This is a genomic window from Nonomuraea wenchangensis, from assembly GCF_900111685.1.
Taxonomy (GTDB): domain Bacteria; phylum Actinomycetota; class Actinomycetes; order Streptosporangiales; family Streptosporangiaceae; genus Nonomuraea; species Nonomuraea wenchangensis.
In genome coordinates this window covers 58,479-84,535 of sequence record NZ_FOHX01000001.1, presented here as the reverse complement: position 1 = coordinate 84,535, position 26,057 = coordinate 58,479, and the positions used below count along the sequence as shown (strand labels likewise).

27 protein-coding genes and 1 pseudogene are annotated in these 26,057 nt (G+C 72.1%); 15 read left to right on the top strand and 13 right to left on the bottom strand.

The annotated features are described in order from the left end of the window. Positions 1-3: 3 nt before the first annotated feature. The 4 genes from BMW85_RS00415 to BMW85_RS00400 form a co-directional block, all read right to left on the bottom strand. The gene (locus tag BMW85_RS00415; protein ID WP_245774523.1) at positions 4-1,029 is read right to left on the bottom strand and encodes a cobalamin B12-binding domain-containing protein; all 1,026 of its coding nucleotides are present in this window, start codon (positions 1,027-1,029) and stop codon (positions 4-6) included. A 26-nt stretch (positions 1,030-1,055) separates the two neighbouring features. Further along, complete coding sequence (locus BMW85_RS00410) at positions 1,056-2,609, bottom strand: PP2C family protein-serine/threonine phosphatase (protein ID WP_091075380.1); 1,554 nt, start codon at positions 2,607-2,609, stop codon at positions 1,056-1,058. A 128-nt stretch (positions 2,610-2,737) separates the two neighbouring features. Then, positions 2,738-3,874 carry an acyl-CoA dehydrogenase family protein gene (locus BMW85_RS00405; protein WP_091075378.1) on the bottom strand — a complete coding sequence of 379 codons (1,137 nt, stop codon included), beginning with the start codon at positions 3,872-3,874 and terminating at the stop codon, positions 2,738-2,740. After that, on the bottom strand, positions 3,871-5,658 hold the full coding sequence (locus tag BMW85_RS00400; RefSeq protein ID WP_091075375.1) for an AMP-dependent synthetase/ligase: 1,788 nt from the start codon (positions 5,656-5,658) through the stop codon (positions 3,871-3,873). The genes BMW85_RS00405 and BMW85_RS00400 overlap by 4 nt, the downstream gene beginning before the upstream one ends. A gap of 174 nt (positions 5,659-5,832) precedes the next feature. Between BMW85_RS00400 and BMW85_RS00395 the strand changes: the two genes are divergently transcribed. Next, positions 5,833-7,047, top strand: coding sequence for a TetR/AcrR family transcriptional regulator (locus BMW85_RS00395; RefSeq protein ID WP_091075374.1), 1,215 nt, complete (start codon positions 5,833-5,835; stop codon positions 7,045-7,047). A 76-nt stretch (positions 7,048-7,123) separates the two neighbouring features. Here BMW85_RS00395 and BMW85_RS00390 read toward each other — a convergent pair whose 3' ends face one another. Further along, complete coding sequence (locus tag BMW85_RS00390; RefSeq protein ID WP_091075372.1) at positions 7,124-7,822, bottom strand: CHAP domain-containing protein; 699 nt, start codon at positions 7,820-7,822, stop codon at positions 7,124-7,126. Between the two features lie 299 nt (positions 7,823-8,121). Between BMW85_RS00390 and BMW85_RS00385 the strand changes: the two genes are divergently transcribed. From BMW85_RS00385 to BMW85_RS00365, 5 genes are read left to right on the top strand one after another with little or no spacing between them, the layout of a single operon-like run. Beyond that, a complete protein-coding gene (locus tag BMW85_RS00385) occupies positions 8,122-9,048 on the top strand; it encodes an ABC transporter ATP-binding protein (RefSeq protein ID WP_091075369.1) in 927 nt (308 codons plus the stop codon). Beyond that, positions 9,045-9,746 (top strand): ABC transporter permease, encoded by a 702-nt coding sequence (locus tag BMW85_RS00380; RefSeq protein ID WP_091075367.1) that lies wholly within the window; start codon positions 9,045-9,047, stop codon positions 9,744-9,746. The genes BMW85_RS00385 and BMW85_RS00380 overlap by 4 nt, the downstream gene beginning before the upstream one ends. After that, positions 9,743-10,885 carry a sensor histidine kinase gene (locus BMW85_RS00375; protein ID WP_143082051.1) on the top strand — a complete coding sequence of 381 codons (1,143 nt, stop codon included), beginning with the start codon at positions 9,743-9,745 and terminating at the stop codon, positions 10,883-10,885. Before BMW85_RS00380 ends, BMW85_RS00375 begins: the two co-directional genes overlap by 4 nt. Next, positions 10,882-11,475: a response regulator transcription factor gene (locus tag BMW85_RS00370; RefSeq protein ID WP_091075362.1), complete on the top strand. Its 594-nt coding sequence runs from the start codon at positions 10,882-10,884 to the stop codon at positions 11,473-11,475. Before BMW85_RS00375 ends, BMW85_RS00370 begins: the two co-directional genes overlap by 4 nt. 39 nt (positions 11,476-11,514) lie before the next feature. Continuing rightward, positions 11,515-11,943: a GNAT family N-acetyltransferase gene (locus BMW85_RS00365; RefSeq protein ID WP_091075360.1), complete on the top strand. Its 429-nt coding sequence runs from the start codon at positions 11,515-11,517 to the stop codon at positions 11,941-11,943. An 8-nt stretch (positions 11,944-11,951) separates the two neighbouring features. Here BMW85_RS00365 and BMW85_RS00360 read toward each other — a convergent pair whose 3' ends face one another. Both BMW85_RS00360 and BMW85_RS00355 read right to left on the bottom strand, forming a co-directional pair. Next, entirely contained in the window at positions 11,952-12,458 is a 507-nt protein-coding gene (locus BMW85_RS00360; protein WP_091075357.1) for a MarR family winged helix-turn-helix transcriptional regulator, read from the bottom strand. Between the two features lie 26 nt (positions 12,459-12,484). After that, positions 12,485-13,132, bottom strand: coding sequence for a DUF4142 domain-containing protein (locus BMW85_RS00355; RefSeq protein WP_091075355.1), 648 nt, complete (start codon positions 13,130-13,132; stop codon positions 12,485-12,487). 92 nt (positions 13,133-13,224) lie between these two features. Between BMW85_RS00355 and BMW85_RS50685 the strand changes: the two are divergent. After that, a pseudogene (locus tag BMW85_RS50685) lies at positions 13,225-13,626 on the top strand (hypothetical protein); the annotation flags it as partial. On the opposite strand, the gene BMW85_RS00345 reads toward BMW85_RS50685, so the two are convergent. Beyond that, positions 13,539-14,585 (bottom strand): fumarylacetoacetate hydrolase family protein, encoded by a 1,047-nt coding sequence (locus BMW85_RS00345; protein WP_245774522.1) that lies wholly within the window; start codon positions 14,583-14,585, stop codon positions 13,539-13,541. The pseudogene BMW85_RS50685 and the gene BMW85_RS00345 overlap by 88 nt on opposite strands. A gap of 68 nt (positions 14,586-14,653) precedes the next feature. Between BMW85_RS00345 and BMW85_RS00340 the strand changes: the two genes are divergently transcribed. Both BMW85_RS00340 and BMW85_RS00335 read left to right on the top strand, forming a co-directional pair. Beyond that, a complete protein-coding gene (locus BMW85_RS00340; protein WP_091075352.1) occupies positions 14,654-15,403 on the top strand; it encodes a FadR/GntR family transcriptional regulator in 750 nt (249 codons plus the stop codon). 26 nt (positions 15,404-15,429) lie between these two features. Beyond that, positions 15,430-16,680 carry a DUF3500 domain-containing protein gene (locus BMW85_RS00335; protein ID WP_091075351.1) on the top strand — a complete coding sequence of 417 codons (1,251 nt, stop codon included), beginning with the start codon at positions 15,430-15,432 and terminating at the stop codon, positions 16,678-16,680. On the opposite strand, the gene BMW85_RS00330 is transcribed toward BMW85_RS00335, so the two are convergent. Further along, positions 16,674-16,859: a response regulator transcription factor gene (locus BMW85_RS00330; protein ID WP_425434303.1), complete on the bottom strand. Its 186-nt coding sequence runs from the start codon at positions 16,857-16,859 to the stop codon at positions 16,674-16,676. The genes BMW85_RS00335 and BMW85_RS00330 overlap by 7 nt on opposite strands. 137 nt (positions 16,860-16,996) lie before the next feature. Between BMW85_RS00330 and BMW85_RS00325 the strand changes: the two genes are divergently transcribed. Further along, positions 16,997-17,794: a hypothetical protein gene (locus tag BMW85_RS00325; RefSeq protein WP_091075348.1), complete on the top strand. Its 798-nt coding sequence runs from the start codon at positions 16,997-16,999 to the stop codon at positions 17,792-17,794. Between the two features lie 35 nt (positions 17,795-17,829). Here the strand turns inward: BMW85_RS00325 and BMW85_RS00320 are convergent, their stop codons facing one another. Further along, positions 17,830-18,552: a hypothetical protein gene (locus tag BMW85_RS00320; protein ID WP_091075346.1), complete on the bottom strand. Its 723-nt coding sequence runs from the start codon at positions 18,550-18,552 to the stop codon at positions 17,830-17,832. 89 nt (positions 18,553-18,641) lie between these two features. Here BMW85_RS00320 and BMW85_RS00315 point away from each other — a divergent pair, with 89 nt between their 5' ends. From BMW85_RS00315 to BMW85_RS47995, 5 genes are all read left to right on the top strand, one after another. After that, positions 18,642-19,148: a hypothetical protein gene (locus tag BMW85_RS00315; RefSeq protein ID WP_091075344.1), complete on the top strand. Its 507-nt coding sequence runs from the start codon at positions 18,642-18,644 to the stop codon at positions 19,146-19,148. Between the two features lie 31 nt (positions 19,149-19,179). Next, positions 19,180-19,647 (top strand): helix-turn-helix domain-containing protein, encoded by a 468-nt coding sequence (locus BMW85_RS00310; RefSeq protein WP_143082050.1) that lies wholly within the window; start codon positions 19,180-19,182, stop codon positions 19,645-19,647. 124 nt (positions 19,648-19,771) lie between these two features. Beyond that, entirely contained in the window at positions 19,772-20,452 is a 681-nt protein-coding gene (locus tag BMW85_RS48000) for a hypothetical protein (RefSeq protein ID WP_143082049.1), read from the top strand. 438 nt (positions 20,453-20,890) lie between these two features. Beyond that, positions 20,891-21,406 (top strand): hypothetical protein, encoded by a 516-nt coding sequence (locus BMW85_RS00295; RefSeq protein ID WP_091075335.1) that lies wholly within the window; start codon positions 20,891-20,893, stop codon positions 21,404-21,406. A gap of 423 nt (positions 21,407-21,829) precedes the next feature. Then, positions 21,830-22,930 (top strand): phage terminase large subunit, encoded by a 1,101-nt coding sequence (locus tag BMW85_RS47995; protein WP_143082048.1) that lies wholly within the window; start codon positions 21,830-21,832, stop codon positions 22,928-22,930. Here the strand turns inward: BMW85_RS47995 and BMW85_RS00285 are convergent. The 3 genes from BMW85_RS00285 to BMW85_RS00275 all read right to left on the bottom strand — a co-directional run bounded on the left by BMW85_RS00285 (position 22,924) and on the right by BMW85_RS00275 (position 25,968). Beyond that, a complete protein-coding gene (locus tag BMW85_RS00285; protein ID WP_091075333.1) occupies positions 22,924-23,595 on the bottom strand; it encodes a response regulator in 672 nt (223 codons plus the stop codon). The genes BMW85_RS47995 and BMW85_RS00285 overlap by 7 nt on opposite strands. Then, a complete protein-coding gene (locus tag BMW85_RS00280; RefSeq protein ID WP_091075330.1) occupies positions 23,592-24,914 on the bottom strand; it encodes a sensor histidine kinase in 1,323 nt (440 codons plus the stop codon). Before BMW85_RS00280 ends, BMW85_RS00285 begins: the two co-directional genes overlap by 4 nt. Before the next feature lie 85 nt (positions 24,915-24,999). Beyond that, on the bottom strand, positions 25,000-25,968 hold the full coding sequence (locus tag BMW85_RS00275) for an alpha/beta hydrolase (protein ID WP_091075328.1): 969 nt from the start codon (positions 25,966-25,968) through the stop codon (positions 25,000-25,002). Between the last annotated feature and the right edge of the window lie 89 nt (positions 25,969-26,057).

Below are 26,057 nucleotides of genomic sequence, written 5' to 3'. Positions count from 1 at the left end.
GCGCTAGGCGAGGAGGGTCGCGCGGGCCTCGGCGAGTGTCGCCTGGGCGTGCGGCAGGCCGGGCAGGCGGGCGGCCAGCACGTCCAGGGCGGCCAGCAGGGCGGGGGCGGGCATGCCGCGCGCCCCGAGCATCTGCGCCAGCCACCCGGCGAAGGAGGTGAACAGCCCAGGGTCGCCGACGTAGACGGCCGCCTTCAGGTAGCCGACGACCGAGGCGGCGTCCTCGGCAGTGTCGCCGCGCGGTTCCTCCTCGGGGGCGTGCCGGGCCAGCTCCTCCATGACGTCCCTGACCAGGACGGGCGCGCGGTCGTCGAGGACCACGTACTCGGGGTCGGCCTGGTAGGCGTCTCCGGGCGTGCCGCGCCGGGGGAGACCGCGGTCGAGCAGGTCGGCGGCCGCGCGGGCGTCCGGCGCCCAGGCGTCCGCGCCGAACCGGCGGGCGTAACGGCCGTCCGGGCCGAACGCGGGGCCGCCGGCGAGCACCGGCGTGCCCGCCGCCTGGCAGGCCGTGATCGACGCGTGCGCGGCCGGCAGGTGGATGGCGATCGAGCCGGACAGGGCGACCGCGCTAGGACCGGTCCGGTGCAGGTGCGGGACGAGGTGCGAGGTGGGGACGTGCGCGCCCAGGTAGTCGACCCGCCAGCCGCGCAGCCGCAGCACCTCCGACAGCAGCCGGACGGGGAACGTGTGCCACTCGCCCTCCACGCACGCCACGCAGATCCGCCCCTTGACCGGCGCGGGGCCGTGCTGCAGCGTCGCCGCGTGGTGGGCCGCGACGACGAGCACGCTCTCGTTGACCGCGGTCGCCGTGTGCTCCTGGGCGACCGTGATCAGGTTGTCCGCCCACGCCTGGCCGACCCGCGCCTGCACGGCGGCCACCACGTCCAGGATCAGGCTCTCGGCGGGTACGCCGCCGTCGAGCGCGGACACGGCGGCGTCGATCGCGGCGTACTCGTCGCCGGCGGTCGCCGCCTCCCACAGCTCTTCCTCGTACCGCTCGACGCCGTCGTTCACAGGGCCGTCGTTCACAGGGCCGCCGTTCACAGGGCCGCCGTTCACTGGACCGGGCCGTTCCGTGGCGGCGGCTCGCGCGGCACGCCGATGGCGACGATCGCGAGGTCGTCGCGCTCGCCGCCGCCCGCCCACTGCGAGGCGAGCATCTGCACCCGCTCGGCCAGGGCGTCGGCCGGCATGCCGGCGCAGCGCCGCAGCTCGGCCTCCAGCCGTTCGTCGCCGAACATCTCGCCCCCGAGCGGCCCGCCCCTCGCCTCGATGACGCCGTCGCTGTAGAGCAGGCAGGTGTCGCCGGGCTCCAGCAGCACCTCCTCGGTGACGCTGGTGACGTGCTCCAGCAGCCCGATCAGCGTCCCCCTGGTACGGGCCACCTGCACCCGCCCGTCGAGGCGGACGATCATCGGCGGCGGATGGCCCGCGCTGGTCAGCCGGAGCACGACCCGGCCGCCGCGGCGTTCGACCCCGGCCAGCACGAGCGTGACGTAGCGGGGGCCGACGGTGGCGAGCAGCACGTCGTTGAGGCGGTTCAGCACCCACTGATGGTCGTCGGCGAACGGCAGCAGGGCGCGCAGCGTGTTGCGGATCTTGCCGGTGAGCACCGCCGCCTCCAGCCCTTTGCCGGACACGTCGCCGAGCACCACCAGGGACCGGCGGCCGGCGCCCGCGACCGCGTGCACGTCGTAGAAGTCCCCGCCGACCAGCGCGCTGTCGCCCGCCGCCCGGTAGCGGCCGGCCACCTCCACGCCGTCCACGTGCGTCACGACGGGCGGCAGCAGGTCGGCCATCAGGGTCTCGGTGATCGCGGCCTGCTCGGCGTACAGGCGGGCGATCGAGATCGCGGTGCCCGCGCGGGCGGCGAACAGCGGGGCGAACAACTCCTCGAACGGGGTGAAACCGTGACTCTCCGAACGGCGCAGGAGGATCAGCGCGCCGGCCGGCAGCCCGTACCCGGGAAGCGCGAGCACCACGACCGAGCCGATCCCGGCGGGCGCGTCCCCCGTCACCCAGCCGGGCGCCTCGGCGGGGTCCAGCCAGCGGGGCGGCACCGGCGGGAAGCCCCGCAGCGCCTCGGCCAGGCCGGGCATGCTCCCCGCGTCGCGGGCCAGGTCCCGGTGTACGGCGCCGTCGCCCGCATCGCAGCAGGCGACCACGTGCCGATGTCCGTGGCGCGGCAGGACGACCCGGGCGGCCACGGCGAGGTGCCGTACCGCCAGCCGCGCGACGGACTCCAGGCAGCGGTCCAGGTTGAGCGTGGACAGCAGCTCGCTGGACGCCTTCACCACGGCCGCCAGCGAGTCCCGCTCGGCCCGCAGTGCCTCGTCGGCCCGGTGCCGTACGGTGACGTCCACGAGCCACCACTCGACGCGGCCCGCGCCGTCGTCGTGCACGGGATACGCCTCGAAGACCCGCTCGCCCACGGGCCCGAAGACCGGCTCATCGGGCTCCCCGCCGGCGTGCTCGCGGTGGGCACGCAGCAGCCACGCGGGAACGTCCCGCGCGCCGCCGGGCAGCGCGCGGGCGGCCGCGTTCGCCTCCTCGACGACGCCTGACGCGCCGACGACCAGCATCGGGTACGGCGTGTCCTCCCGTGCCATGCCGAACCTGCCCCGTCCGCGGTCACCTGCCTGGTTTTCACCCTAGTGACGGGACTTACATGGCTTTCCCGATGCTCGGCCGTCTTTGTGCCATTTTTGTGCCAGCCCGGCGGGGGCCGGGCCGGCGGTCAGAGCCCGTACGACTTGCCGATGATGTCGCGCTGGATCTCGCTCGTGCCCCCGTACACGGTGGACACGACCGTGGAGCGCAGCAGGCGTTCCATGCCGTACTCCGTGGCGTAGCCGTAGCCGCCCATCATCTGCATGCCGTCCAGGGCCAGCGCCTTGGCCAGCTCCGTCGCCTTCAGCTTGGCCATCGACGCCTCGCGCGGGAGCTGCCGCTCCGGGTCGGCCTCGATCCGCCGCGCCACGTCGTGCACCAGCAGCCGCGTGCACTCCAGCTCGGTGGCGTGGTCGGCGAGCCGGTGCCGCAGCGCCTGGAAGCTGCCGACCGGGCGGCCGAACTGCCGCCGCTCGCGCACGTACGCCACCGTGTCGTCGAACACCCGGCGCGCGGTGCCGAGCATCAGTCCGGCGAGGATCATGCGCTCCAGGTTGAGCCCGGACATGAGCTGCCGCCAGGCCGAGCCGACCTCGCCCACCACCGCGTTCTCCGGCAGCCGGCAGTCGGTGAAGTAGAGGTCGTTGACCTCGCGCCCGCCCATCGTCTCGATGCCGCGGATGGTCAGGCCCTCGACGCCGGCCGCGACGGAGAACATGGTGAGCCCGTCGTGCTTACCGCCCTCCGTGGACGTGCGGGCGACGAGCAGGATGTGCTCGGCGAGGTGCGCGTTGGAGCACCACGTCTTCTGGCCGTTGATCACCCAGCCGCCGTCGCGCCGCTCGGCCCGGCAGTTCAGCGCCGCGACGTCCGACCCCGCGCCGGGCTCCGACATCGACACCGCCAGCACCTCGCCGCGCAGGAAGTCGCCGAGCACCCGGTGCTTCTGCTCCTCGCTGCCGAACTTCTCGTAGGAGGCGGCGGTGATCGCGGACGTGGCGAACCCGCCGATCGGCACCTGCCAGTAGGCGGTGGTCTCCAGGAACAGCAGCAGGTCCACCATGCTCTGGCCGGCGCCGCCGTACTCCTGCGGGACCGCGACGCCCAGCCAGCCGAGCTCGCCCATCTTCCGGTAGATGCCGTCGTGGTGCGGCTCGGCGCCCCCGTTCGTCAGCTTGAGCCACTGCTCGCGGGTGCCGGCCTCGCGGCGGCAGAAGTCCTCGATGGCGGCCACGAAGTCGCGCCGCTCGTCGGTCAAGGTCACGCCCCAGATCCTCCCCTGTAGAGCTCTTCGATCACCTCGGCGTAGCGCTGCTCGATGACCCGCCGCCGCAGCTTCAGCGACGGGGTGAGCTCCCCGCTCGCCGGGCTCCACGCGTGGTCGAGCACGCGGTACGCCTTCACCTGCTCGGGCCGCGACAGCGCCGCGTTCGCCCGTTCGACGCCCTCGGCCAGCTCCGCCAGAACCTGCGGGTCGGCGGCGAGCTCCTTCAGCTCGACCCCGGCGATGCCCCGCGCCTTGGCCCAGGCGGGCGCTGCCTCCTCGTCCAGCATGATCAGCGCCGTCAGGTAAGGCCGCCGGTCGCCGACCACGACGGCGTACCCGATCAGCGGGTGCGCGCGCAGCAGCGACTCGACGGCGCTCGGCGCGATGTTCTTGCCGTGCGAAGTGATGATCATCTCCTTCTTGCGGTCGATGATCCGCAGCAGCCCGTTGTCGTCGTGGGCGCCGATGTCGCCGGTCGCGAGCCAGCCGTCGGCGTCCACCGCGGGCTTCACCTGCCCGTCGGGCTGGAGGTAGCCGAGGAACACCAGCGGCCCGCGGACCAGGATCTCGCCGTCGTCGGCGAGCTTGATCTCCATGCCCGGCATCGGGCGGCCGACCGTGCCGGCCCGGTAGTCGTCGCGGAACGTGCTGGTGGCCGAGCCGGTGGTCTCGCTGAGCCCCCAGACCTCCATGACCGTCATGCCGAGGCTGCCGAAGAACTCCAGCACCTCGGCGGGGATGGGCGCCGCGCCGCTGCCCAGCCGGACCGCCTCGGCGAGCCCGATGCGCTCGCGCAGCGGCCGGAGCACCTCCTGGTCCGCGCGCTCCAGCTCTGCGGCCAGCTCGGCGTCCGGTTCGTCGCCGGTGGCGCGGATCCGGTACGCCTCGGCGGCCAGCTCGCGCGCCCGGCGGAGCGCGTCGCTGTCCAGGGCGGTGAGCATCTGCTGCAACCCGGCGGCGAACTTCTCCCACACGCGCGGCACGCCGAAGAACGCCTGCGGCCGGACCGCGACCAGCGTGGGCAGCAGCTTCGTGGAGTCGGCGCAGATCGTCACGTGGCCCGCGGTGTAGATCGGCAGGTAGATGCCAAGGACTCGCTCGGCGATGTGCGCGAGCGGCAGGTAAGCGACCGTCCGCGGGTTCGCGGGCGTGGGCTGGACCAGCTCCTGGAGCGCGCACTGGTAGAGCACGTTGAGGTGCGAGAGCACCACGCCCTTCGGGTCGCCGGTCGTCCCCGAGGTGTAGATCATCGTCACCGGGTCGTCCTGCGCGGCGTTCGCGGGCGGCGGCGCGTCGCCCGTGGCGGCCACCAGGTCGGCGAAGCGCGTGTGGCCGGAGTCGCCGACGTCCTCGACGACCACGACGCCCTTCAGCCCCGGCATCGCGGCCAGCGCGGGCGCCCACCGCTCCAGCTCGGCCGGGCCCTCCAGCACCACCACGGTGGCCGCGCTGTGCAGCGCGACCTGGCGGATCTGCTCCGGGCTCAACGTCGCGTACGTGGTGCAGGGGATCGCGCCCAGCTCGACCGCGGCGAGGTCGGCGATCCAGTGCTCAGGACGGCTCGACATGCCGATGAGCAGCCGCTCGCCGTGCCGCAGGCCCAGCGCGTGGAGCCCGCTCGCCACGGACAGCACCCGCTCGCGCAGCTCGCCCCAGGTCAGCGTGTTCCCGTCGGTCCCGGTCAGGGCGGGCAGGTCGCCGTGCTCCTCGGCGTTGCGCCGCAGCAGCTCAGGAACCGTGTGCGTACCCAGCGCGGCGCGCACGTCCGCCTCTGTGATCATCCTTTTTCTCCCTCCGCAGACCCCGAGCGCCTCCATCGAAGCCCGAACATCGTTCTGGTGTCAATACATCCGAATCACGACTTACTTACGTCCACGTTGGAGCAGGTAGAAAGCGTACGTTCGGAAGAGGGAGGGGTGATTTCCGGCTCACCACGCGATCGCTACACTCGGGTCATGCCGACAAGTCAGCGCGCCCGGCCCAAGGACCGCAGGGAGGCGATCGCCCTCGTCGCCGCCGAGCTGTTCTGCGCCCGCGGCTACCACAACGTCGGCATCGAGGACATCGCCCAGGAGGTCGGCATCACCGGCCCGGCCATCTACCGGCATTTCCCGAACAAACAGGCCGTGCTCGCCGCGGCCGTCGAGGAGCTGGTCACCCGCTTCGCCGGGTGCGTGGCCGCCGGCGCCGACGCCCCGACCCCCGGCGAGCGCCTGGACGCCGCGCTGCGGGCGCTGGTCCGCTACACCCTCGACCGGCGCGGCGTGGCGCGGCTCTACCAGTGGGAGGCCCGCCATCTCGACCCCGGGCTCCAGGCGGGGCCGGCCGCGTCGTTCGGCCGTTCGGTGCGCGCCCTGCGGGAGCTGCTGCTGGGGGTGCGGCCCGAGCTGGGGAGGCGCGACGCCGCGCTGCTCACCTCGGCCGCGCTGAGCGTGATCGCGAGCCCGGCCACCCATCGGGCGAGCCTGCCCAGGGCGAAGGCCGAGCAGACCGTTCTCGGCTGCGTCGCCACGGTCCTCGCCGCCGACCTCCCCGCCCCGGAAAACCCGCCCGCGCAGGGAGAGTCGCCCGGCGACGCGGGGCGGTTCGCGTTGCTGCCCCGCCGTGAGCGGCTGCTCGCCGAGGCCGTCAGGCTCTTCGACGAGCGCGGCTACCACCAGGTCAGCATCGCCGACATCGGCCAGGCCGCCGGCATCAACGCCTCCAGCGTCTACACGCACTTCACCGGCAAGGCCGAGCTGCTCGCCGCCGCCTACTACCGCGCCACCAGCCGTCTGGAGCACCTCACGGCCGCCGCGCTGGCCGGCGCGGGCACGCCTGCCGAGGCCCTGTCCCGGCTGATCGACACCTATGTCGCCTACACCTTCGACCAGGCCGACCTCACCGCCGTCTACCTCACCGAGGGCGAGAACCTGCCCCCGGCCGACCTGCGGCGGCTGCGCGCCGCCCAGCGGCGGCACGTCGACACCTGGACCGGCCTGCTCGCCGAGCTGCGGCCGGGGGAGGAGCCGGCCCGCGTCCGTTTCCGCGCGCACGCGGCGCTCAACATCGTGGCCGACCTCGCCCGCTCGGCCGGCCCGTCGGCGTCGGAGTCACGCACCGCCGCGCTGCTCAGGCAGCTGCTCGTCACGGACCGGGACGCCGCACCCGCCGCGGACGACGGGCGCTGAGGGGACACTGGGGGGACCCTGGAGACGCGAACGGCGCCCGCCGCGTACGCGGGGGCGCCGTTCATGAGGCTTCGTCTCAGGAGGCGTAGGCCGGGTAGCCGTAGCCGACGACCTGCGAGGTCGGACGGGTCCGCTGCTCGACCTTGCCGTTGCCGGTGTTGCCCTCGATGGTGGTCAGGGTGCCGTCGCCGTTGTCCTTGACGACGAAGCCGACGTGGTCGATGGCGGTCAAGCTCTTGCTGCCGTTCCAGTCGAAGAAGACGACGGCGCCGGGCTTGGCCTCGGTGCCCCAGCGGTGGTTGGCCTCGAACCACTTGGCGTGGGCCACGGTGTAGGCGTCCCAGCCGATCTGCGAGCGGGCGCCGGTGTGCTCGCCGACCCAGGACACGAACATCGAGCACCAGGGGGCGTTCTTGTAGGAGGTGATGTTGCCGCCGTCGCGGGCGGCGGTCTCCGCGCCGCGCTGCGAGGTGACGTACCAGTCCTGGAACTTCGTGCCGCCACCGTCGGCGTTCTCGGTGGTGCCGATCTGCGCCCTGGCCGCGGCCAGGACCTGGTCGGCGGTCACCTGGACGGCCTGCGAGCGCTCGCCGGCCTCGCCGTTGGCCCCGGTCTGGGCGACCTGGGCGGCGTGGGCGGGCGGACGGACGTCGGTGTCGGCGTGGGCGGCGGTGCCACCGGCGGCGATGCCACCGGCGACGGCTCCTGCGGCGAGGGCGGCGCCGAGCGTGGCGCGGAGGGCGGTGCGGGCATGCGTAAGACGGTGCTCGAACATGAAGAAATACGCTCCTGGGCGGTGTGTCGTGCAATGGTCGTCGGCAGCGTCCGAAGCGGCGGCTGCCAGGGGGGCGATCGCACGGCTCCTCGCAGAGGGCCAGTAAGAGAAAAAGATTGCGATGCCCGGTACGCGGAGTTATGTCATCTCGCGTCCGATGTGTACAACTAAGCCCCTACCTGGGTAATTCCCCGGCAACGAGATCGCCGCCAGTCTTTACCTGCGATGACGTTTGTCATGTCCGCGTGGCTGACGTGCCGCACTACCTCCACGGCACCCCGCCCCCGCACGCTGGAGCCATGCGAAACGCCCTGGAACTGGACGACGTACGCAAACGCTACGGACCTGTCACCGCCCTGGACGGGGTGGACCTCACCGTCGCCGAAGGGGAGACGGTGGCGCTGCTCGGACCCAATGGGGCGGGCAAGAGCACCCTGCTCGCCGTGGCGCTCGGCCTGCTGCCGGCCACCTCGGGCCGGGCCACGCTGCTCGGCCGCCCGCCCGCCGACGCCCTGCGCGCCGGCCGCGTCGGCGTGCTGCCGCAGGAGGCGGGGCTGCTCGACGACGTACGGGTGCGCGAGCTGGTCGCCACCGTCGCCGCCATGTACGACCGCCCGCCACCCCTCGCCGCCACCCTGCGCGCCGCGGGCGTCGAGGACCTCGCCCAGCGGCTCGTGGGCCGGCTGTCCGGCGGGCAGCGGCAGCGGGTCAGGTTCGCCCTCGCCCTGGCCGGCGGCCCCGGGATGCTGGTGCTCGACGAGCCCACCGCCGGCCTGGACGTGGACGGCCGCCGCGCCCTCTGGCACGAGGTGAAACGCCGGGCAGGCACCACCGTCTTCGCCACCCACTACCTGGCCGAGGCCGACGCCTACGCCGACCGCGTCGTGCTGCTGGCCCGCGGCCGGGTCGTCGCCGACGGCCCGGTGGACGCGATCAAGGCCCTGGTCGGCGGGGGAGAGGTGCGCTTCGACCGGGCGGACGTCCCCGAAGGCGCCGACCTGGCCCGGCTGCGCGCGCTGCCGGGCGTGCGCGGCGTCCACGTCGAGGGCGGCGTCTCCGGGGGCGGCGCCGTGGCCCTGCGCACCGTCGACTCCGACGCGACGCTGCGGGCGCTGTTCGCCGCCTTCGACGACGTCAGGGGCGTGCGCGTCGAGGGCGTGGACCTGGAGAGCGCCTTCGTCAGCCTGACGGCCGGTACGGAGCAGACGGAAGGACCGCGGCGATGAGCGCGTACGTACGGCTGGAGCTGGCGCGGGCCCTCCGCAACCCGGTCGGGATGACCATGCTGACCGTCTTCCCGCTCCTGCTCTTCCTGCTCTGGGCCAAGGTGCTGACCGTGGCGCCGCCCGCCCAGGCGATGGTGTCCATGGCCACCTACGGGGCGATGGGCGGCGCGATGTTCGTCGGCGGCGCCATCGCGATGGAGCGGGCCGGCGGCTGGCTGCGGCAGCTCGCCGTCACCCCGCTGCCCGCCCACGGCTACGTGACCGCCAAGCTGCTCGGCGCCGCCGCCGGGGTGCTGCCCAGCATCCTCGTCGTGCTGGCGGCGGGCGCGCTGCTGGGCGGGGTGCGGCTGCCCGCGGGCACGTGGGCGGCGCTGGTGCCGCTCATCTGGGCGGGCGTGCTGCCGTTCGCCGCGCTCGGCGTGGCCTTCGGCTACACCTTCAGAGGCCAGCTCGCCAGCCTGGCCATGATGATCGTCTACTTCGGGCTGTCCGTGCTCGGCGGGCTGTGGGTGCCGGTGACCAGCATGCCGGCCGGCATGCGGGCGCTGGCCGAGTACAGCCCCACCTACCAGGTCGGCTCGCTCGGCTGGCGGGCGCTGGAGGGCGAGCCGCCGACGGGGCTCTCGCTCGCCGTGCTCGCCGGGTGGACGCTGGTCTTCGTCGCGCTGGCCCTCTGGCGTTACCGTCGGGCGTTGTGAATGCGGACGACGTGAGCGTGGAGGATTTCGACTTCAGCCGCGGGCGTACGGCGGCCAGGGCAGGGTCGGCCGCCTGGCTGGCCCTGCTGGCCTGGCCGCTGGGGACGTTCGCGTGGACGTCCGCCGGGTCCCGGCCGGAGCCGTGGCGGGTGCTGTGGGTGGCGGCGGTGGCCGCGGTCTTCGTGGTGTGCTGGCTCCGTACGACGTGGGCGGTGTTCGGGCCGGGCCGGCCGGCGCCGTGGTGGCCGGCCGGGGTGGTCGTCGCGGCGCTGGCGGGCATGCCGGTCCTGGGGCCGCCGTGGGCGTACGTGAGCTTCGTCTTCGTGGTGAGCGCGCTGGCCCCCGTGGTGCGCGGCGTGGCGTTCGCGGCGGCGCTGGTGGCGACGGCGGCGGTCACGGCCGGGGTGCTGGCGGCGTACGGGCTGCCGGTGGGGCAGATCTGGTGGGTGCCGCTGGTGATCTTCGCCGAGGCGGGTGCGGTGTCGGCGCTGCTGGGCATGGGCGAGCTGCTGGCCAGGCTCGCCGCCGCCCGCGCCGAGGTGGCGCAGCTCGCCGTGGACAACGAGCGGCTGCGCTTCGCCCGCGACCTGCACGACACCCTCGGCCACACGCTCACCTCGATCACGATCAGCAGCCAGCTCGCCGCCCGGCTGGCCCGCGCCGACCCCGAGGGGGCCGCGAGCCGGATGGCCGACGTGGAGCGCGCCGCCCGCCGGGCGCTCGACGAGGTGCGTCACGCCGTCGCCGGCTACCGCGCCCCCGCACTGTCCGACGAGCTGCGGCGGGCGAGCGGCGGCCTCGCGCTGGCCGGGATCCATCTGGAGGTCTCGCCCGCCGGCGGCCCCATCCCGGCCGCCGCCGAGACGCTGCTCGCCTGGACCGTACGCGAGGCCGCCACGAACGTCGTCCGCCACAGCCGCGCCCGCCGCTGCCGGATCGCCCTCGCCGTGGACGGCGGCGCCGCCACCGTCGAGGTACGCGACGACGGCACCGGCCCGCCCCCCGGCACCGCCCCGGGGAACGGCCTGACCGGGCTGGCCGAACGCCTCGCCGCGGCCGGCGGGCGCCTGGAGACGGGCCCGACCCCGGACGGCGCCGGCTACCTGCTGCGCGCCCGCGTACCGGTGGAGCCGTCGTGATCCGCGTCCTCGTCGCCGACGACCAGGAGCTCGTCAGGGGCGGCCTCGCCGCGCTGCTGTCGCTGGAGGACGACATCGAGGTGGTGGCCGAGGTCGGGCGCGGCGACCAGGTCGAGGCCGCGGTGGCCGAGCACCGGCCCGACGTGATCCTGCTCGACATCGAGATGCCCGGCATGTCCGGCCTGACGGTAGCCGAACGCCTGCGCGGGCAGCGCGTGGTCATCGTCACGACGTTCGGCCGGCCCGGCTATCTCGGCCGGGCGCTGGCGGCCGGCGTGGCCGGGTTCGTGGTCAAGGACGCGCCGGTGGCCGAGCTGACCGCGGCGGTGCGCCGGGTCATGGCCGGGGAGACGGTGATCGACCCGAAGCTGGCGGTCTCCGCCCTGACCGTCGGGCCGAGCCCGCTCACCCAGCGCGAGGCCGAGGTGCTGCGGACCGCGTCCGGCGGCGCGACCGTCGCCGACATCGCCCGCCACCTGTTCCTGACCGAGGGCACCGTGCGCAACTACCTGTCCTCCGCGATCGGCAAGACCGGCGCCCGCAACCGGGCCGAGGCCGTACGGGTCGCCGAGTCACGCGGCTGGCTCTGACCGGGGGCCGCCGGAGGAGGGCCTGTTAGGCTCGCCCGCATGCGTGGGGTGAAGATCCGCTGCGGCGGGCCTGACGACGTGCCGGACGTGCTCGCCTTCTGGCTGCTGGCCGCCGAGGGCACCGACCGGCCCGACTCGCCGGACAAGGTGATCGCGCTCGTCGAACGCGACCCCGAGGCCCTGCTCATCGCCGAGCGGCCGGACGGCGGCGAACTCGTGGGGACGCTGATCGCCGGCTGGGACGGCTGGCGCGCCCACCTCTACCGGCTGGCCGTCCACCCCGGTCACCGCCGCCAGGGCATCGCCACGGCGCTGCTCGCCGCGGCCGAGGCGCGCTTCGCCGCGTTCGGCGCGTTCCGGGCCGACGCCATGGTGCTCGAGGACAACGTCCTCGCCCATCCGGCCTGGTCCGCGGCCGGCTACGCACCGCAGCCCGAGTGGTCCCGCTGGGTCAAGCCGCTGGCGTGAGGCCGGTCTCAGGGGGCGTCGGGCCAGCCGAGCGGATAGCGGGGCCCCGGCGGGCTCTCGCCGCCGGCCTCGGTGAAGGCGTTCATGGCGGAGATGAGCGCACGGGACTGCTCGGGGGTCATGCGGGAGACGATGGCCGCGATCTCCTCGCGGCGGCGCGCCGTCACCTCCTCGACGAGCTGACGGCCGCCGGCGGTGAGTCGCATGAGGCTTTCGCGGCGGTTGTGCGGGTTGACCTCTCGGGTGACGAGACCGGCGGCGGCGAGGCGGTCGGCCATCCGCATGGCGGTGGAGCTGTTGACGGCGAGCAGCTCGGCCATGGTGACGAGCTTGGTCTCGCCGTGCATCGACAGCACCACCAGCATGCGGAACTGGGGGAGGGTGACCCGGTCCTGGGCCGCGGCCAGGGAGCGGGCCGCGACGGCCACCAGCAGCCGCGAGCCGGTGAGCACGGCCGAGATGACGGCGTCGAGGTCGTCGGCGTCGGCCCCGCCGCCCGCGAAGGGCTGTTTCATGGGCACAGTTGTACACGTTGGTGAGGTCAGGAGGGCGGGGTGGGGAAGCTCTCGGGGGTGGTCAGGCCGGTGCTCTCCAGGAGGCGCTGGTGGTTGAGCACGGCCGCGTTGGCCTGCTCGGAGAAGCGGCGGATCAGGGTGTTCTGGGTGGTGCCGCGCACGGTGCCGATCACCCCGAAGATCTGGCCGTGCGCCAGGCGCAGCCACTTGACGTACGTGGCGTCGTAGGCCGGGCCTGACCGGCCGGAGATGTCGGTCATCCACGCCTGCTGCTGGTCGGTGGGCTTGACCGGCAGGGTGATCCGCAGCTTGCCGGCCACGTCGCGGACCTGGCGGTCGAGGGTGTGGTGCTGGTCGGCGATCTCCCGGCTGATCTGGCGGACGCGGGCGGCGTCGGCGCGCTGGATCGCGTCCTGCGCCATGGGCATCTCCCACAGGCTGGCCAGGCGTACCTTGCGGACGAGGTCGCGGTCGAGCTCCGACAGCGGCCCCCACTTGGTCTGTACGGTGCCGGCCTCGTCCTCTCGCTGGGCGGGAGTGCCGGTGGGCTGGGCGGCCACGGTGGCGTCGAACGCGGCGGTGTCGGGGAGGGGCGTGGGGGTGTAGCCGGCGCAGGCGGTGAGCAGGCAGAGGGCGGCGAGGCCCCCGGCGGTGGACAAGCTGCGGTGAGCCATGACAGTCATCCCGTTCCGGATCCGGGTGGCGCGGCGTCGGGTCGGAAGGCGCCGCTCGTCATGGGATACGCGCGACGGGCACGGGTCTGTTCATGGCAGTGTGCAACGGTTGCGCAGTGCAAGAGGGCCCCCGGCGTCCGACCGGCGACCGGGGCCCCGATAACGTCCGCACCATGATGCGCGCGTGGACGATGGCCGGGCTGATGGCGCTGCTCGGCCTGGCGTCGGCGATCACCAGGTTCACCTCGGGGGAGACCGTCGCCGCGGCCGTGCTCCTCGTGCTGTTCGGTGCGGCCGCCTGGTGGCTGTCGCCGCTGGCGTTCCCCCGGCCGGTCGGCGCGGCCCGCGCCCGCGAGCTGAGCGCCGCCGACGGCCGCGCGATCGTCTACTGGCGGGCGGGCTGCCGCTACTGTCTTCGGCTGCGCCTCCGGCTGGGGCGCGACGCCCGCCGGGCGTACTGGGTGGACATCTGGCGCGATCCGGAGGGCGCGGCGGCGGTGCGCGCCGTCAACGGCGGCTCGGAGACGGTCCCGACGGTGGTGCTGGACGGCGAGGCGTACGTCAACCCCCGACCCGGCCTGGGTGCGCGAGCGCCTGCGGTGACTTCCTTCAGGCGGGCGTCGTTGGCGACGATCGGGTTGCGTACGCTGCCGAGCCGCTCGACCTCGACCTCCACCTCGTCGCCAGGACGCAGGAGCCACGGCGGCGTACGGGCGTAGCCGACCCCGGAGGGGGTGCCGGTGGCGAGCAGGTCGCCGGGCCGCAGCGTGAACGTACGGGAGATGAGGGCGAGCGTGTCGCCGACGGTGTAGACCATCTCGTCGGTGGAGCCGTCCTGGACGACCTCGCCGTTGACCCTGGTCCGCACCCGCAGCCCGTCACGCAGGTCGCCGACCTCGGCGGCGGGCACCAGCGGGCCGAGCGGGCCGGAGTTGTCGCCGTTCTTGCCGAGGATCCACTGGCTGGTCAGCTTCTGCGCGCGGCGTGAGGTGATGTCGTTGAAGGCCGAGTAGCCGGCCACGGCGGCCAGCGCCTCGTCGGGGCCGGCGTCGGCCAGCGGCGCCCCCACGTACGCCACGACCTCGCCCTCCCAGTCCAGGCCGTCCTCGCCCGACGGCACCGGCACCGGGACGCCGCCGACGGTCAGCGACCGCGTCCAGCGGGCGAACAGCGTCGGGTGCGGCGGCACGCCCTCGCCCGCGTACGAGCCCTCGGCCACGTGCCTGAGGTAGTTGAGCCCGACGCAGATCACCCGCGCCTCCGGCAGCACCGGCGGCACGAAGGCGACCGCCGAGGCCGGGACGGTCTCGCCGGCCGGCTCCCGCGACAGCCAGGCGGACGCGCCGGCCCAGAACTCCCGCAGCCCGGCCAGCACGGTGACCTCCGTGCCGTCCGGAGACAGCGCCGCCACCTCGACCGGGCCGCCGTCCCTGCGGATGCCCACGATCCTCATCGGCCAACTCCTCGCGCCTGCCGCGCAACCCTTCTAAAGGTTCGCAGGTTTGTGCTTGGATGGCGACTATGCCGCACACCTCCTCCGCCGGACAACCCCTGGCCGGCGTCGGGCAGGGCGCGCGCACCCGCGCCGAGCGGCTGGCCGCCGCGCTCGACGAGCGCATCCGCGGGCTCGCGCCCGGCGAGCCGGTCGGGACGCTGGAGTCGCTGCGCGCCGAGACCGGCCTCGCCTACGCGACGGTCAGCGAGGCCGTCCGGCTGCTGCGCGACCGGGGCGTGCTGGAGATCCGCCCGGGGCGCGGCGGCGGGCTGTTCGCCGCCGACCGGGGGCCGGTGGTGCGGCTGCGGCACACGCTGCTGAGCGTCGCCGACGAGCCCGGCACGGTCGCCGACGCCATCGAGCTGCGCGAGCACCTCGAAGAGCTCATCGACCTCGGCGCCGCCCGGCACCGCACCGGCCGGGACGTCGCCGACCTGCGCCGCCTGCTGCGCCGGCTGCGCGCCGCGCCCGGCTGGGACGGCTTCATGCGCGCCAACTGGGCGCTGCACGAGCGGATCGCCGCCATCAGCCCGAACGCGATGGCACGGGCCGTCTACGTCGGCACCCTCGGCCATCTGGGCACCACGTCCGCCCACCTCGCCGACGACCGGCCCGCCACCGACCGGCCCGTCACTGACCGGCCCGGTGACGACCGGAGGGAGGCGTACCGGGCCGCCCGCTACCAGGTCCACGCCGATCTGGTCGAGGCCATCGCCGACGGCGACGAGGCCGCGGTCCGCGCCGCCGTCGCCGCACACCGCACCCCCGCCCCCTGACCCCCCGATCGCCGGAGGAGCCCGTCATGCCCGGTGGTTACCGACGGCACCTGTTCCCGCACGACCACCCGCGCCTGGCCGGGATCCGCGGCCTCGACCCGTACGCCTACGGCGAGCTGGCCAGGACACCGGGCACGTTCACCGGCGGCCTGGTGGCGAACTGGACCCCGCTCTACAAGAACGAGTTCCGCGGCGTCACCGAGGACGGCGTCCTCCGCGAGGGCCTTTTCCCGCTGACACCGGCCGAGCCGGGCGAGGAGGCGCCCGTCGCGGCCATGACGGCCGCCGCCCGCGACCTGCTCGCCGCACTCGACGACGAGAGCCGCGCCCGCGTCACCCATCCGGTGGACGCCGTGGAGTGGCAGACCTGGGCCAACCCGGAGTTCCTGCAGTTCGACACCGGCCTGCGCCTGGAGCGCCAGCCCGAGCCGGTCCGTGAGAAGGCCCTGGCGCTGGTGCGGGCCTCGCTCTCGCCCGAGGGGTACGAGCTGGCCCGCGCGATGATGCGCATCAACGGCTTCCTCGGCGAGGTCGTCGGCCTGGAGACCGTGCTCAACGAGTTCAGCTACAACCTCGCCCTCTATGGCACCCCCGACCTGCGCGCCCCTTGGGGCTGGCAGCTCTACGGTCACCACTGCGCGATCAACTGCCTGGTCGTCGAGGGCCGCATGGCGCTGTCGCCGGTGTTCCTCGGCGCCGAGCCCGACGAGATCGACGCGGGCCCGCACGCCGGGCTGCGCGACGTGTTCGCCGACCGGGTGGAGCTTGGGCTCCGGCTGATGGCCGCGCTGCCCGCCGAGCAGCGCCGGCAGGCGGTCGTCTACGAGCGGATGGTCGATCCGGCCATGCCGGAGGGCCGGGTGGACCCCGGCGACGAACGCCACCTGGCCGGGGCGTTCCAGGACAACCGGGTGATCCCGGTCGAGGGCCTCCGGGTCGCCCACATGCCCGCCGAGGCCAGGCAGCACGCGCTGGCCATCGCGGCCACGTTCGCCGGGCTGCTGCCCGAAGGGCCGCGCGCCGCCCGGCTCAGGGAGGTCGCCGCCCACCTGGAGGAGACCTGGTTCTGCTGGATCGGCGGGCACCGGCCCGGCGACGTCTTCTACTACCGGCTCCAGTCGCCCGTCCTCATCGCCGAGCTCGACCACCACTGCGGCGTCTTCCTCGACTACGACACCCCCAAGCCGTTCCACGTCCACACCGTGCTGCGCACCCCGCACGGCAACGACTACGGCCGCGCCTGGGTGCGGCAGTGGCAGGCTGGGCGGGGTCAGTAGCCGGACGGGCGGACCAGGCCCGTCTCGTACGCGAACACCGCCGCCTGCGTCCGGTCGCGCAGCCCGAGCTTGACCAGGATCCGGCTCACGTGCGTCTTGACCGTCTGCTCGGCGACCACCAGGCCGGCCGCGATCTCCGTTGAGGTGATCGTTATCGCGGCAGTGAGCCGGCGAGCCATCACGCACAAAGCCCCGACAGGCCCTTGCTGCCTTAGGGCAGCGGCGCCGGCGAACGGCGTCCGTATGTGGGGCCTGTGGAGTTCGTCACCGGCATCACGCTCAAGTCCTTGAAGGACTATGACGTGCGGGAACTGCGGTGAACGGGGTCCTGTGCGACCTGTGCGGCGCACCCGTCGCCGATCTCGCCCACGTCTGTGCCCGGTGCGGGGATCGGCTCCGACTCGACCTTGAGGCGGTGCCACTCCTTGTGGAGGAGCTGGAGGTGACGCTCACCGGCCGGGCGCGGATGACGAGCGGGGCTGTGCGGCGGTCCAGTGAGAGGCGGCTGCCGTTCCACATCGCCGCCTCGGAGAAGGGGGGCCACCTGCGGCAGGTGCTGGTCTCGTGGGCGCGTCTGGTGGCCGACGAGCGCGGCGTCCAGCTTCCCGCGGACGACCTCGTCCCCATCTCCACCTGGCTCCTGAGACAGGCTGAATGGCTCCGTCATCACCCTGCTGGGGGAGAGGCAGTACAGGAGGTCGGCGACGCGGTCCAAGGCGTCCGGATGGTCATCGACCGGCCTCCGGACCAGCTGTACGCGGGGCCGTGCGAGGTCTGCCAGATGCCCCTGTACGCCCGGCCAGGGGACGCGGAGGTGACCTGTCGGCACTGCCTGGCCGAGGACGGAGAGCGGCTCGTCTACGACATCTCAGCGCGTCGGAAGTGGATGCTCGCACAGATTGAGAACCTGCTCGGCAGTTCCTCGTACGTGGCTATGCCAGCGACCGGCGTGGGCGTGAAGGTGAGCAGCTCGGCGGTACGCATGTGGGTGAAGCGGGGAAAGCTGGCCCCCCGTGAATACGCACCCCCGCTGAAGCCGGACGGACCGCCTCGGCCGCTCTATCGAGTGGGGGATGTGGTGAGCGTGGCGATGGGCGCTGTTGTGGCTGCTTGATACCGAAGATCGGTGTGACGTACTGTGCGAGTAGCCTAACGATCATTGTCAGAAGAGCCTGGTTCCGGACCGGGCTCTTCGTCTTGTTTGGGCTTGGCCCTCCCGCCGAAGATGGGGGGGCGATTCTCCCACTCTGCAGCGAAACGCCGCTCGCGCTCCTTCTCCTGTAGTTCTTGCATCTCTTCGTGGATTGCGATCTGGTCGCGGATCGTGGAAAGAGCGTCCTGGGATACCTCTGACAGTTCTCCTGGAGGCTCTCCGCGACTGATCCGCCCTAGGAGAACTCGGGCGTCATGAGCCACACGGTCACGAGTGTTCGATTCTGGTCGGCCGATCTCCCTCCACCAGAAGTCCGCGAAGTGCAACACGATGTGGATCTCGTCGAGCCGCTTCCGAATGGTCGCATCGGAGAACTCGTCGATGGCCAGTTGGAACTGAAAGAGTAGGGCGCTCCGCTCCTCCTCCCACGCCTTGTCGTCCTCCTTCGGAGGCCAGTCTTCTGGCTTCGGACGCGGGCGGCGACCCAGGGCTGCCCGAAAGTCTCGTAACTCGACTGACTGACTGGGTTTGGGTCTCAGCTCGATCAACTTCACGATGGCCGCTCGGGCGCTCAGCAGGGCGGCCCGCTCGCGCTCCTGATCGCGCTCCTCGCGAGCAAGCCGGACCTGGTGGCGTTGTGACCACCAGGTGGTGACGAGGGAGATACCACCGCCTAGGAGAGTGCCAAGGAGCGCGGGGACGACCTGAGCCCAGTTCACCCCCCGACTATCGCGTGGAGAAGCTGTTGTTGCCAGTGGAGTTGGAGAAGTCGAGGACCTGATCAGCGCTGTATGCCTACGCTCCCGCCATGACCGACATCAGCTACTTGGAGGCGTGGGACATGTGGTTCCACAACGTCCAGGTGAACCAGCACACCCTGTACGGGTGGTCCATCCTGGCTCTTGGGCGGGCAGGAAAGGTGATCGCGTTCCTATCGGGCATGACGATCATCATGGACATAATCGGGCCGGAGCGTATACGCGAGTTCGGCAGCAGGTATACGAGCTTTGATCCGATCAGGTCGCGCCGGTTGAATGCTGTTTATGCTGCAACAGCTCTGTGCATGCTAGCGGGAACTGCTGCCACCTTGCTTGTCATATGGTTTCCCTCGTGGCGGGACGTACTGGTGCGCATATATGCCGGGGGTACAGTCTTTGGGGCGCTTGCATTGCTGCTTGGGGCGCCATGGCTCATGAAGTGGGCTGTTGAGACGTCTGCAAAGGCACTGAGGAACCCGAAGGTAGAACGGCTGATTCGCTGGATTGCGATGGTCGGCTTGATCCTCGGTTTCCATTTCGACCTGCTTGCCTCATAGGCAGCCGAAGTTGACATAGGGGGGCTTGACCATGGGCGATCGTCGTCCCCCGGATCAGGTTGAAGACTCCCGTAACCGCCGTGCCGAGGTGATGAGACTGCGTCGTACCGGTATGACTTACGAGGCGATCGGCAAGCAGCTGGGCATCACGAAGCAGGCCGTACACAGGCTGTACAAGGCGACCCTGGCCGAGATCCCCGTTGAGGCGGTGGAGACATACCGGGCCGAGCAGATGGAGCGCCTGGACGCCCTGTTGGTGAAGGCCAACGAAGTTCTGGAGCGCCACCACATCACGGTCTCCAACGGCCGGGTCGTGACGCTGGACGGGAAGCCTCTGCAGGACGCCGGCCCGCTGCTGGACGCCATCAAGACGGTCCTGGACATCGAGACCAGGCGGGCGAAGCTGCTGGGACTGGACACCCCGGTGAAGCAGCAGATCCAGACGGATCAAACGATCACGTACGCCTTCGAAGGTGTGGACCTGAACAACCTGCGGTAAGCGGCAGAATCGCGACATGACTCCGTCGCCGAGCGTCACCGCCAGCCCCGCTTCGACGTCCAAGGAGACGGCAGAGCCGCGCGTCTCGTAGCCACCGGTTGCGACGCCCCAGCCTACGGTTGCGGTGTCCGGCACGGTTCATGTGGTGCCGCCGCCTGACGAGGTGCCGTTAGCTAATCACCTTCAGGGTTGGGGCACTGTCGCCGCTGTCGTGCTCGCCCTGGTCTTAGCACTCGTGGAGACCTGCCGACGCAAGAAGGACCTCGGGGCCGCGAAGAGTGATCGCGAAGAGGACCACGGGCACGCCGAGCGCCGCCTGGAACAGGAGCGCGAAGCAGGTGACCGGAGGTTGCGGCTTCTCCTCGAAGAAGAGAGGGAGAGGGATCGTCGACGCCTCCTGGTCGATCAGCTCCAGAAGGCTGCTCTCTACTGGTCCCAGGGCCAGGTGAACCTGCTGGCTGGCGTCCTGCCTGCCATCCCCGATGAGGACGCCACCATTCTCCGCTACTTCATCCGAGGGGCTGACCCTCGAAACGACTATGGTTTCGCACCTTTGAGCGAGGGGACTCTTCGGGTCCTGGAACAGCGGCTGGGCGCACATGGCCTGGTGAACCACGGTCCCAGCTACCTGGCCTCCATCATCAAGTCGATGGAGGACGAAGATCTGCAGTCGGGGCGGACGCAGTTCAGGCGCTTGACGCAGCGTGCTGTCGAGATGCTGAGGGTCGGCTACGAGTACGAAAGGATCCAGCAGGAGTGGCTGTACCAAGAGATCGGCGACAACATTGCCGAGCTAATGGGGTGAGAGATCGGGCTGAAGCAGGCATTCCGCGGATAGGCGGGTGCCCCCGAAGAGCCCGGCCAGGGCCTTAATCCAGCCGGGCTCCCCCGCTACCGACCGTTCAGGTGGTAGTGATCCCGTACGAACTCATAGGCGAGCCTCGCCGCTGAGATGACGGCCGAGACAGTTCCTGGCAGCCACCAGAAACGGCTGGGCTTCTTGTGCTCGTTATCGGGGTTTTTCATTTATAGCTCCCGCAAAGGTAACACCACGGACGGGGGTGTCTATGGTGAATGGTTTTGTCGTCTTTGCAACTAACCGATTCCTTCTGCGGGTTTTGGGATGAGAAGACCGTAGCTGCTCTCGTCATGTCATGGTCAAACACTGTCGATGATTCCGGCCCTAAATTCCCATAATGGTTCGTCCGTAAATAGATCGGTTATGAGCCCCCATACTGGGTCAATGGCATGGGAGTGGGTCGCCCCCGTGATGACCGGGGTGAGCGGCATCGTCGGCGTGGGTTTCACCTGGTATGCAGGACATCAGGGACGGCAGCACGCCGAGCGTGTGGCCACCATCAACAGCACGTCGACTCTCCAGCAGGCGCGGGAAGCTCGTAGGGCGACTGCGTACCTTGAGGTCATGACCACTGTGCAGAACGCGACCGTAGCCGTAGGCGACATGAGTTCGAGCATCAAGTTCGTAGGAGAGCAGGTCACCTCACTCCCTTCTCCCGAGGAACACATGGCCGCGCGGACAAAGGTGGCCATCTATGGATCCGAAGCCGTCCGAGCCGCTTTTGATCAGTGGCTTCTTCATTTTAGGCACTCAATCAACCGGGTGGGGATGCGAGAGGTCTTTGAAGGAGATCTGTCCGAGTTGCCGACCCTGAAAGACGAGCTGTTCGATTCAAGTCAGTCAATGGAGGTCGCGGCCCGCCAGCTCAGCGACGTGATGAATAAGGAACTGGCCTCTTAGCCGGCACAGCGCAGAGCCCCGAACCGGACGAACCGGCCGGGGCCCTTTGCTACCTCTAGAAGAGGTAATGGTGGTCGCGGAGGATCTGGTAGGCGAACCTCATTGCTGAAATGACCGCCACTGCCGTTCCCGGAACCCACCACCAGCGGCTCCGTTTGCCCTGCTCAGGGGACATGACTCTCATCTCCTCGTTCCCGAGGCGGAGCCTCTGTCTTTTTTAGGGGGCTCTCTTGCGCCTCGGAGGTCCCGGGCCCTTCGGCTCAGGATCCCCGCGATCTACCTGGGATCGAGCGGAGCGTCATGACGTCCCGATGGGACATCTCCGCAACGGCGAGCTTAGGCGGAAGCGCTCAAGCCGGGGCCGTCTTGCGATGAGGTGGGCCCGAAAATGGCCAAAGATCCGGGCCGAAAAGGTGGTGGTTCATGGGCGTTGCCCTTCGGCACCACTACCGACCACGCGGTGTGGCCGCCGCCCTCTTCGACTGCAGAACTCCTGAGGTTCTCCTGTCCGGCCCTGCGGGCACGGGCAAGTCCCGAGCCTGCCTGGAAAAGCTGCATCTGATGGCCCTGCTCAATCCCGGGATGCGGGCCCTGATCGTGCGGAAGACGGCGGTCTCGCTCGGCTCCACTAGCCTGGTCACCTTCCGCGAGCACGTGGCCAAGGAGTCCCTCGCTGCCGGGGACGTGGTCTGGTACGGCGGCAGCGCCCAGGAGGCGGCCTCCTACCGGTACACCAACGGCAGCGTCATCGTGGTCGGCGGCATGGATAAGGCCACGAAGATCATGTCCTCGGAGTACGACATCGCCTACGTCCAAGAAGCCATCGAGCTGACCGAGGACGACTGGGAAGCCATCACCACCCGCCTGCGCAACGGCAAGGTGTCCTTCCAGCAGCTGATCGCCGACACCAACCCCTCGGTGCCGACGCACTGGCTTTGGCTTAGGGCCCGCTGCGACCGGGGCGACACGGTGGTGCTCGATTGCCGCCACGAGGACAACCCTGTCCTGTTCGACGACGACGGCCAGCCCACGCCGGTCGGCACCGACTACATCGGCAAGCTCGGCCGGCTCGTCAGGGCGAGGACTTCGACCCCTCCATGCACCTGGCCGATCGGCTCCCCATCCCCAGAGGCTGGACCCGAAGGCGGACGGTGGGCTTCGGTTACACCACCCCCTTCATCGTGCGGCGCTGGACCGAGGATCCGGACGGCCGGTTGTATCTGTACCCGCGCCACGTTCGCCGGGCTCCTGCCCGAGGGACCGCGCGCCGCCCGGCTCAGGGAGGTCGCCGCCCACCTGGAGGAGACCTGGTTCTGCTGGATCGGCGGGCACCGGCCCGGCGACGTCTTCTACTACCGGCTCCAGTCGCCCGTCCTCATCGCCGAGCTCGACCACCACTGCGGCGTCTTCCTCGACTACGACACCCCCAAGCCGTTCCACGTCCACACTGTGCTGCGCACCCCGCACGGCAACGACTACGGCCGCGCCTGGGTCCGGCAGTGGCAGGCTGGGCGGGGTCAGTAGCCGGACGGGCGGACCAGGCCCGTCTCGTACGCGAACACCGCCGCCTGCGTCCGGTCGCGCAGCCCGAGCTTGACCAGGATCCGGCTCACGTGCGTCTTGACCGTCTGCTCGGCGACCACCAGGCCGGCCGCGATCTCCGCGTTCGACAGGCCCTGCGCGACCAGCGCCAGCACCTCCGTCTCCCGCTCGGTCAGGTCGCCGAGGCGCTCCTTCATCGGCGGGCGAGGCCCGGCGCTCAGCCGCGTGAACTCGGCGATGAGCCGCCTGGTGACGGCCGGCGCGAGCAGCGCGTCCCCGGCCGCGACCACCCGCACCGCCTGCGCCAGCTCGGCCGCCGAGGCGTCCTTGAGCAGGAAGCCGGACGCGCCGGCGCGCAGCGCCTCGTACACGTAGTCGTCCAGGTCGAACGTGGTCAGCATCAGGACCTTCACCGTCGTGCCCGTCCGGGCCGCGATGCGGCGGGTGGCCTCGATGCCGCCCAGCTCGGGCATCCGCACGTCCATGAGCACGACGTCGGGGTTCAGCTCGGCGGCCATGGCGACGGCTTCGAGGCCGTTCGCGGCCTGGCCGGCGACCTCGATGCCCGGCTCGGCGTCGAGCAGCACGGTGAAGCCCTGGCGGACCATCGCCTGGTCGTCGGCTATGAGCACGCGGATGCTCGTCATGGGGCGCTCTCGTCACCTTTCCCGGAAGGGCCGGCGGGCAGGAACGCGCTGACCTCGTAGCCGCCGTCCGGCGTCGGCCCGGCGACCAGGTCGCCGCCGAGCATGGCGGCGCGCTCGCGCATGCCCGGCAGCCCGTGCCCGCCGCCCGGGGCCGTCACGGGCTTCGCCGGGGCGGCGTTGACGACCCGGATCGTCAGAGCGTCCGGCCGGTAACGCAGCCGGAGCGTCACGGCCGCGCCCGGCGCGTGCCGCATCGCGTTGCTGAGCGCCTCCTGCACGATCCGGAACGCCGACAGCTCCACGCCGGGCGCGAGCGGACGCGGCTCGCCCGCGATCTCCTCGGTGAGCGCGACGCCCGCGCCGCGCACGTTCGCCAGCAGCTCGCCGAGCCGGTCCAGCGTCGGCTGCGGCGCCTGCCCGTCCTTCGCGCTGTCCTCCGTACGCAGCACGCCGAGGATCCTGCGCAGCTCGGTCAGCGCCTCGACGGCGTTCTCGCGGATGCCGGCGAGGTTGTCGCGCAGCTCGTCGGGCGGGTCGCGGACGAGGTGCGGCGCCACCTGCGCCTGGATGGAGATCACCGACATGTGGTGCGCCACCACGTCGTGCAGCTCACGGGCGATCCTGCTGCGCTCCTGGAGCAGCGTGCGGTGGGCGCGCTCCTCCGCCGTCAGCTCCTCCTGGGCCTCCAGCCGGGTCCGGGTCGTCCTCAGCAGCCGCGTCATCATGCCCGAGGCGACGGCGAACGCGTACACGGGGACGGCGAGCACGGGGGTGCCGCCCGTCTGCTCGGGCAGGAGCACCACGCACGCCGCCGCGGCGAGCACGCTGATCGCCAGCGTCTCCGCGGCGGCGCGGGGCCGTACCCGCAGGGCCAGCAGGAACAGCACCCCGGCGTGCAGGAAGATCCCCGACCCCGTCCAGGGGAACGCCACCGGGTCGGCGTGCTGGAACCTCGGCAGGCGCGCTCCCGGCTCGACCATCCAGGGGAAGGTGAGGGTCTGCGGCAGGTACGTCATCCCGGTACGGGCTCCGGCGAGCACGACGGCGAGCGACGCCCAGAAGGCCGGCAGCGGGCGGAACATCGCGGCCACCAGCGTCGCCGCCTGCGCCGTCGCGAGCAGCGGGACCGTCGGATCGATGCCCTCGCCGTCCGGGAACAGGCCCAGGACCAGCGCGTACAGGACGACCAGGACGTGCGGCAGCCGGGCCAGCGGGCGCGGCCCGCGCATCCGGGGGAGCGAGTCGGCGGCCGTGGACCACAGGTCGGCGCGCAGGGCAGCGAGGAGACCACGCCGCGCGGCTTCCTGCTTCCGCCTCACGTCGCCTCCACCCTGGCCGTCCCCGCGTCCGGCCGGTCCAGCGTAGCGACGCGGCCGGGCCCGTGGCAGCACCCGCCGGGGACGGTCATCCATGGCCGTCACCCGCCCCCGCCACGATCCGCGCGACGCTCGCCAGCGCCGTGGAACCGGCCGCCAGGTAGTCGCCGTGCCCGCCGCCGCCCGCGTCGAGCACCCGGGCGCCGAACCCGGGCGACACCGGGTCGGCGGCCAGCCCCACCGTGCCGAACGGCAGCTCGACGGACACGTGCGGCAGCAGGGCGACCCAGTCACCGGCCGCCCGGCCGGCCCACACCTCGGCGTACGGGCCCAGCGCGGCGGCGGTGGCGACGCCCGCGCCGGGGCCGCCGAGCAGCACGACGCCCGTCACGTCCAGCCCGCCGGCGGCTCGGCCGCACACGACGGCGCCGTAGGAGTGGCACAGGAGCCAGATCCGCGCCGCCGGCCTGGCCGCGCGCAGCTCCCGTACGAAGGCGCGCAGGGCGGGCACCGCCGCGTCGGCTCGGGCCGGGGTCAGCGCCTGGAGGCTCACGCTGCTCGGGGTGGCGTACCCGAGCCAGGCGACCACGGCGGAACCGTCGCCGAGCGCGCCCCGCAGCCGCATTGCCCCGCCCCGCAGCGGGCCGTACCGGTCGAGGTCGACGCCCGCGCCGGGGACCAGCACCGCGATCTCGCGGGCGGCGGGCAGGTCGCCGAAGACCTCGGCCGCCCGGCCGCCGTCCCGCCCGTCGAAGGCCAGGAAACGGCGGGCGGGGGCGGCCAGCTCGCGGAGGGCGGCGGCCCGCCGGTGGTGCCCGTGGCGGTCGGCGGTCCGTACGGCGGCCAGGATCTCCGCGCGGGCCGCCGCGTACCGCGTCGCGAGCCCGTCGCCGAGCGAGACGGCCAGCGGCGGGACCGGCGCGGGCACGGGCGCCGGCACCGCGCCGGGCCGCGCCGCCCCGGTCGCCGGCCACACGACCGCCCCCATGATCAGCGCCGCCAGCGCGGCCCGGAGCGCCGGTGGGCGGGGGTTCGGAGGGGTGGGGAAGAGGAGCATGGCGGGTCCCTCGGTGTTCGGTGATCGTCCACGCCGACCGTACGGATCACCGGGGCCCGCCCGACTCCCGCCGTGGAGCGAACCTCGCG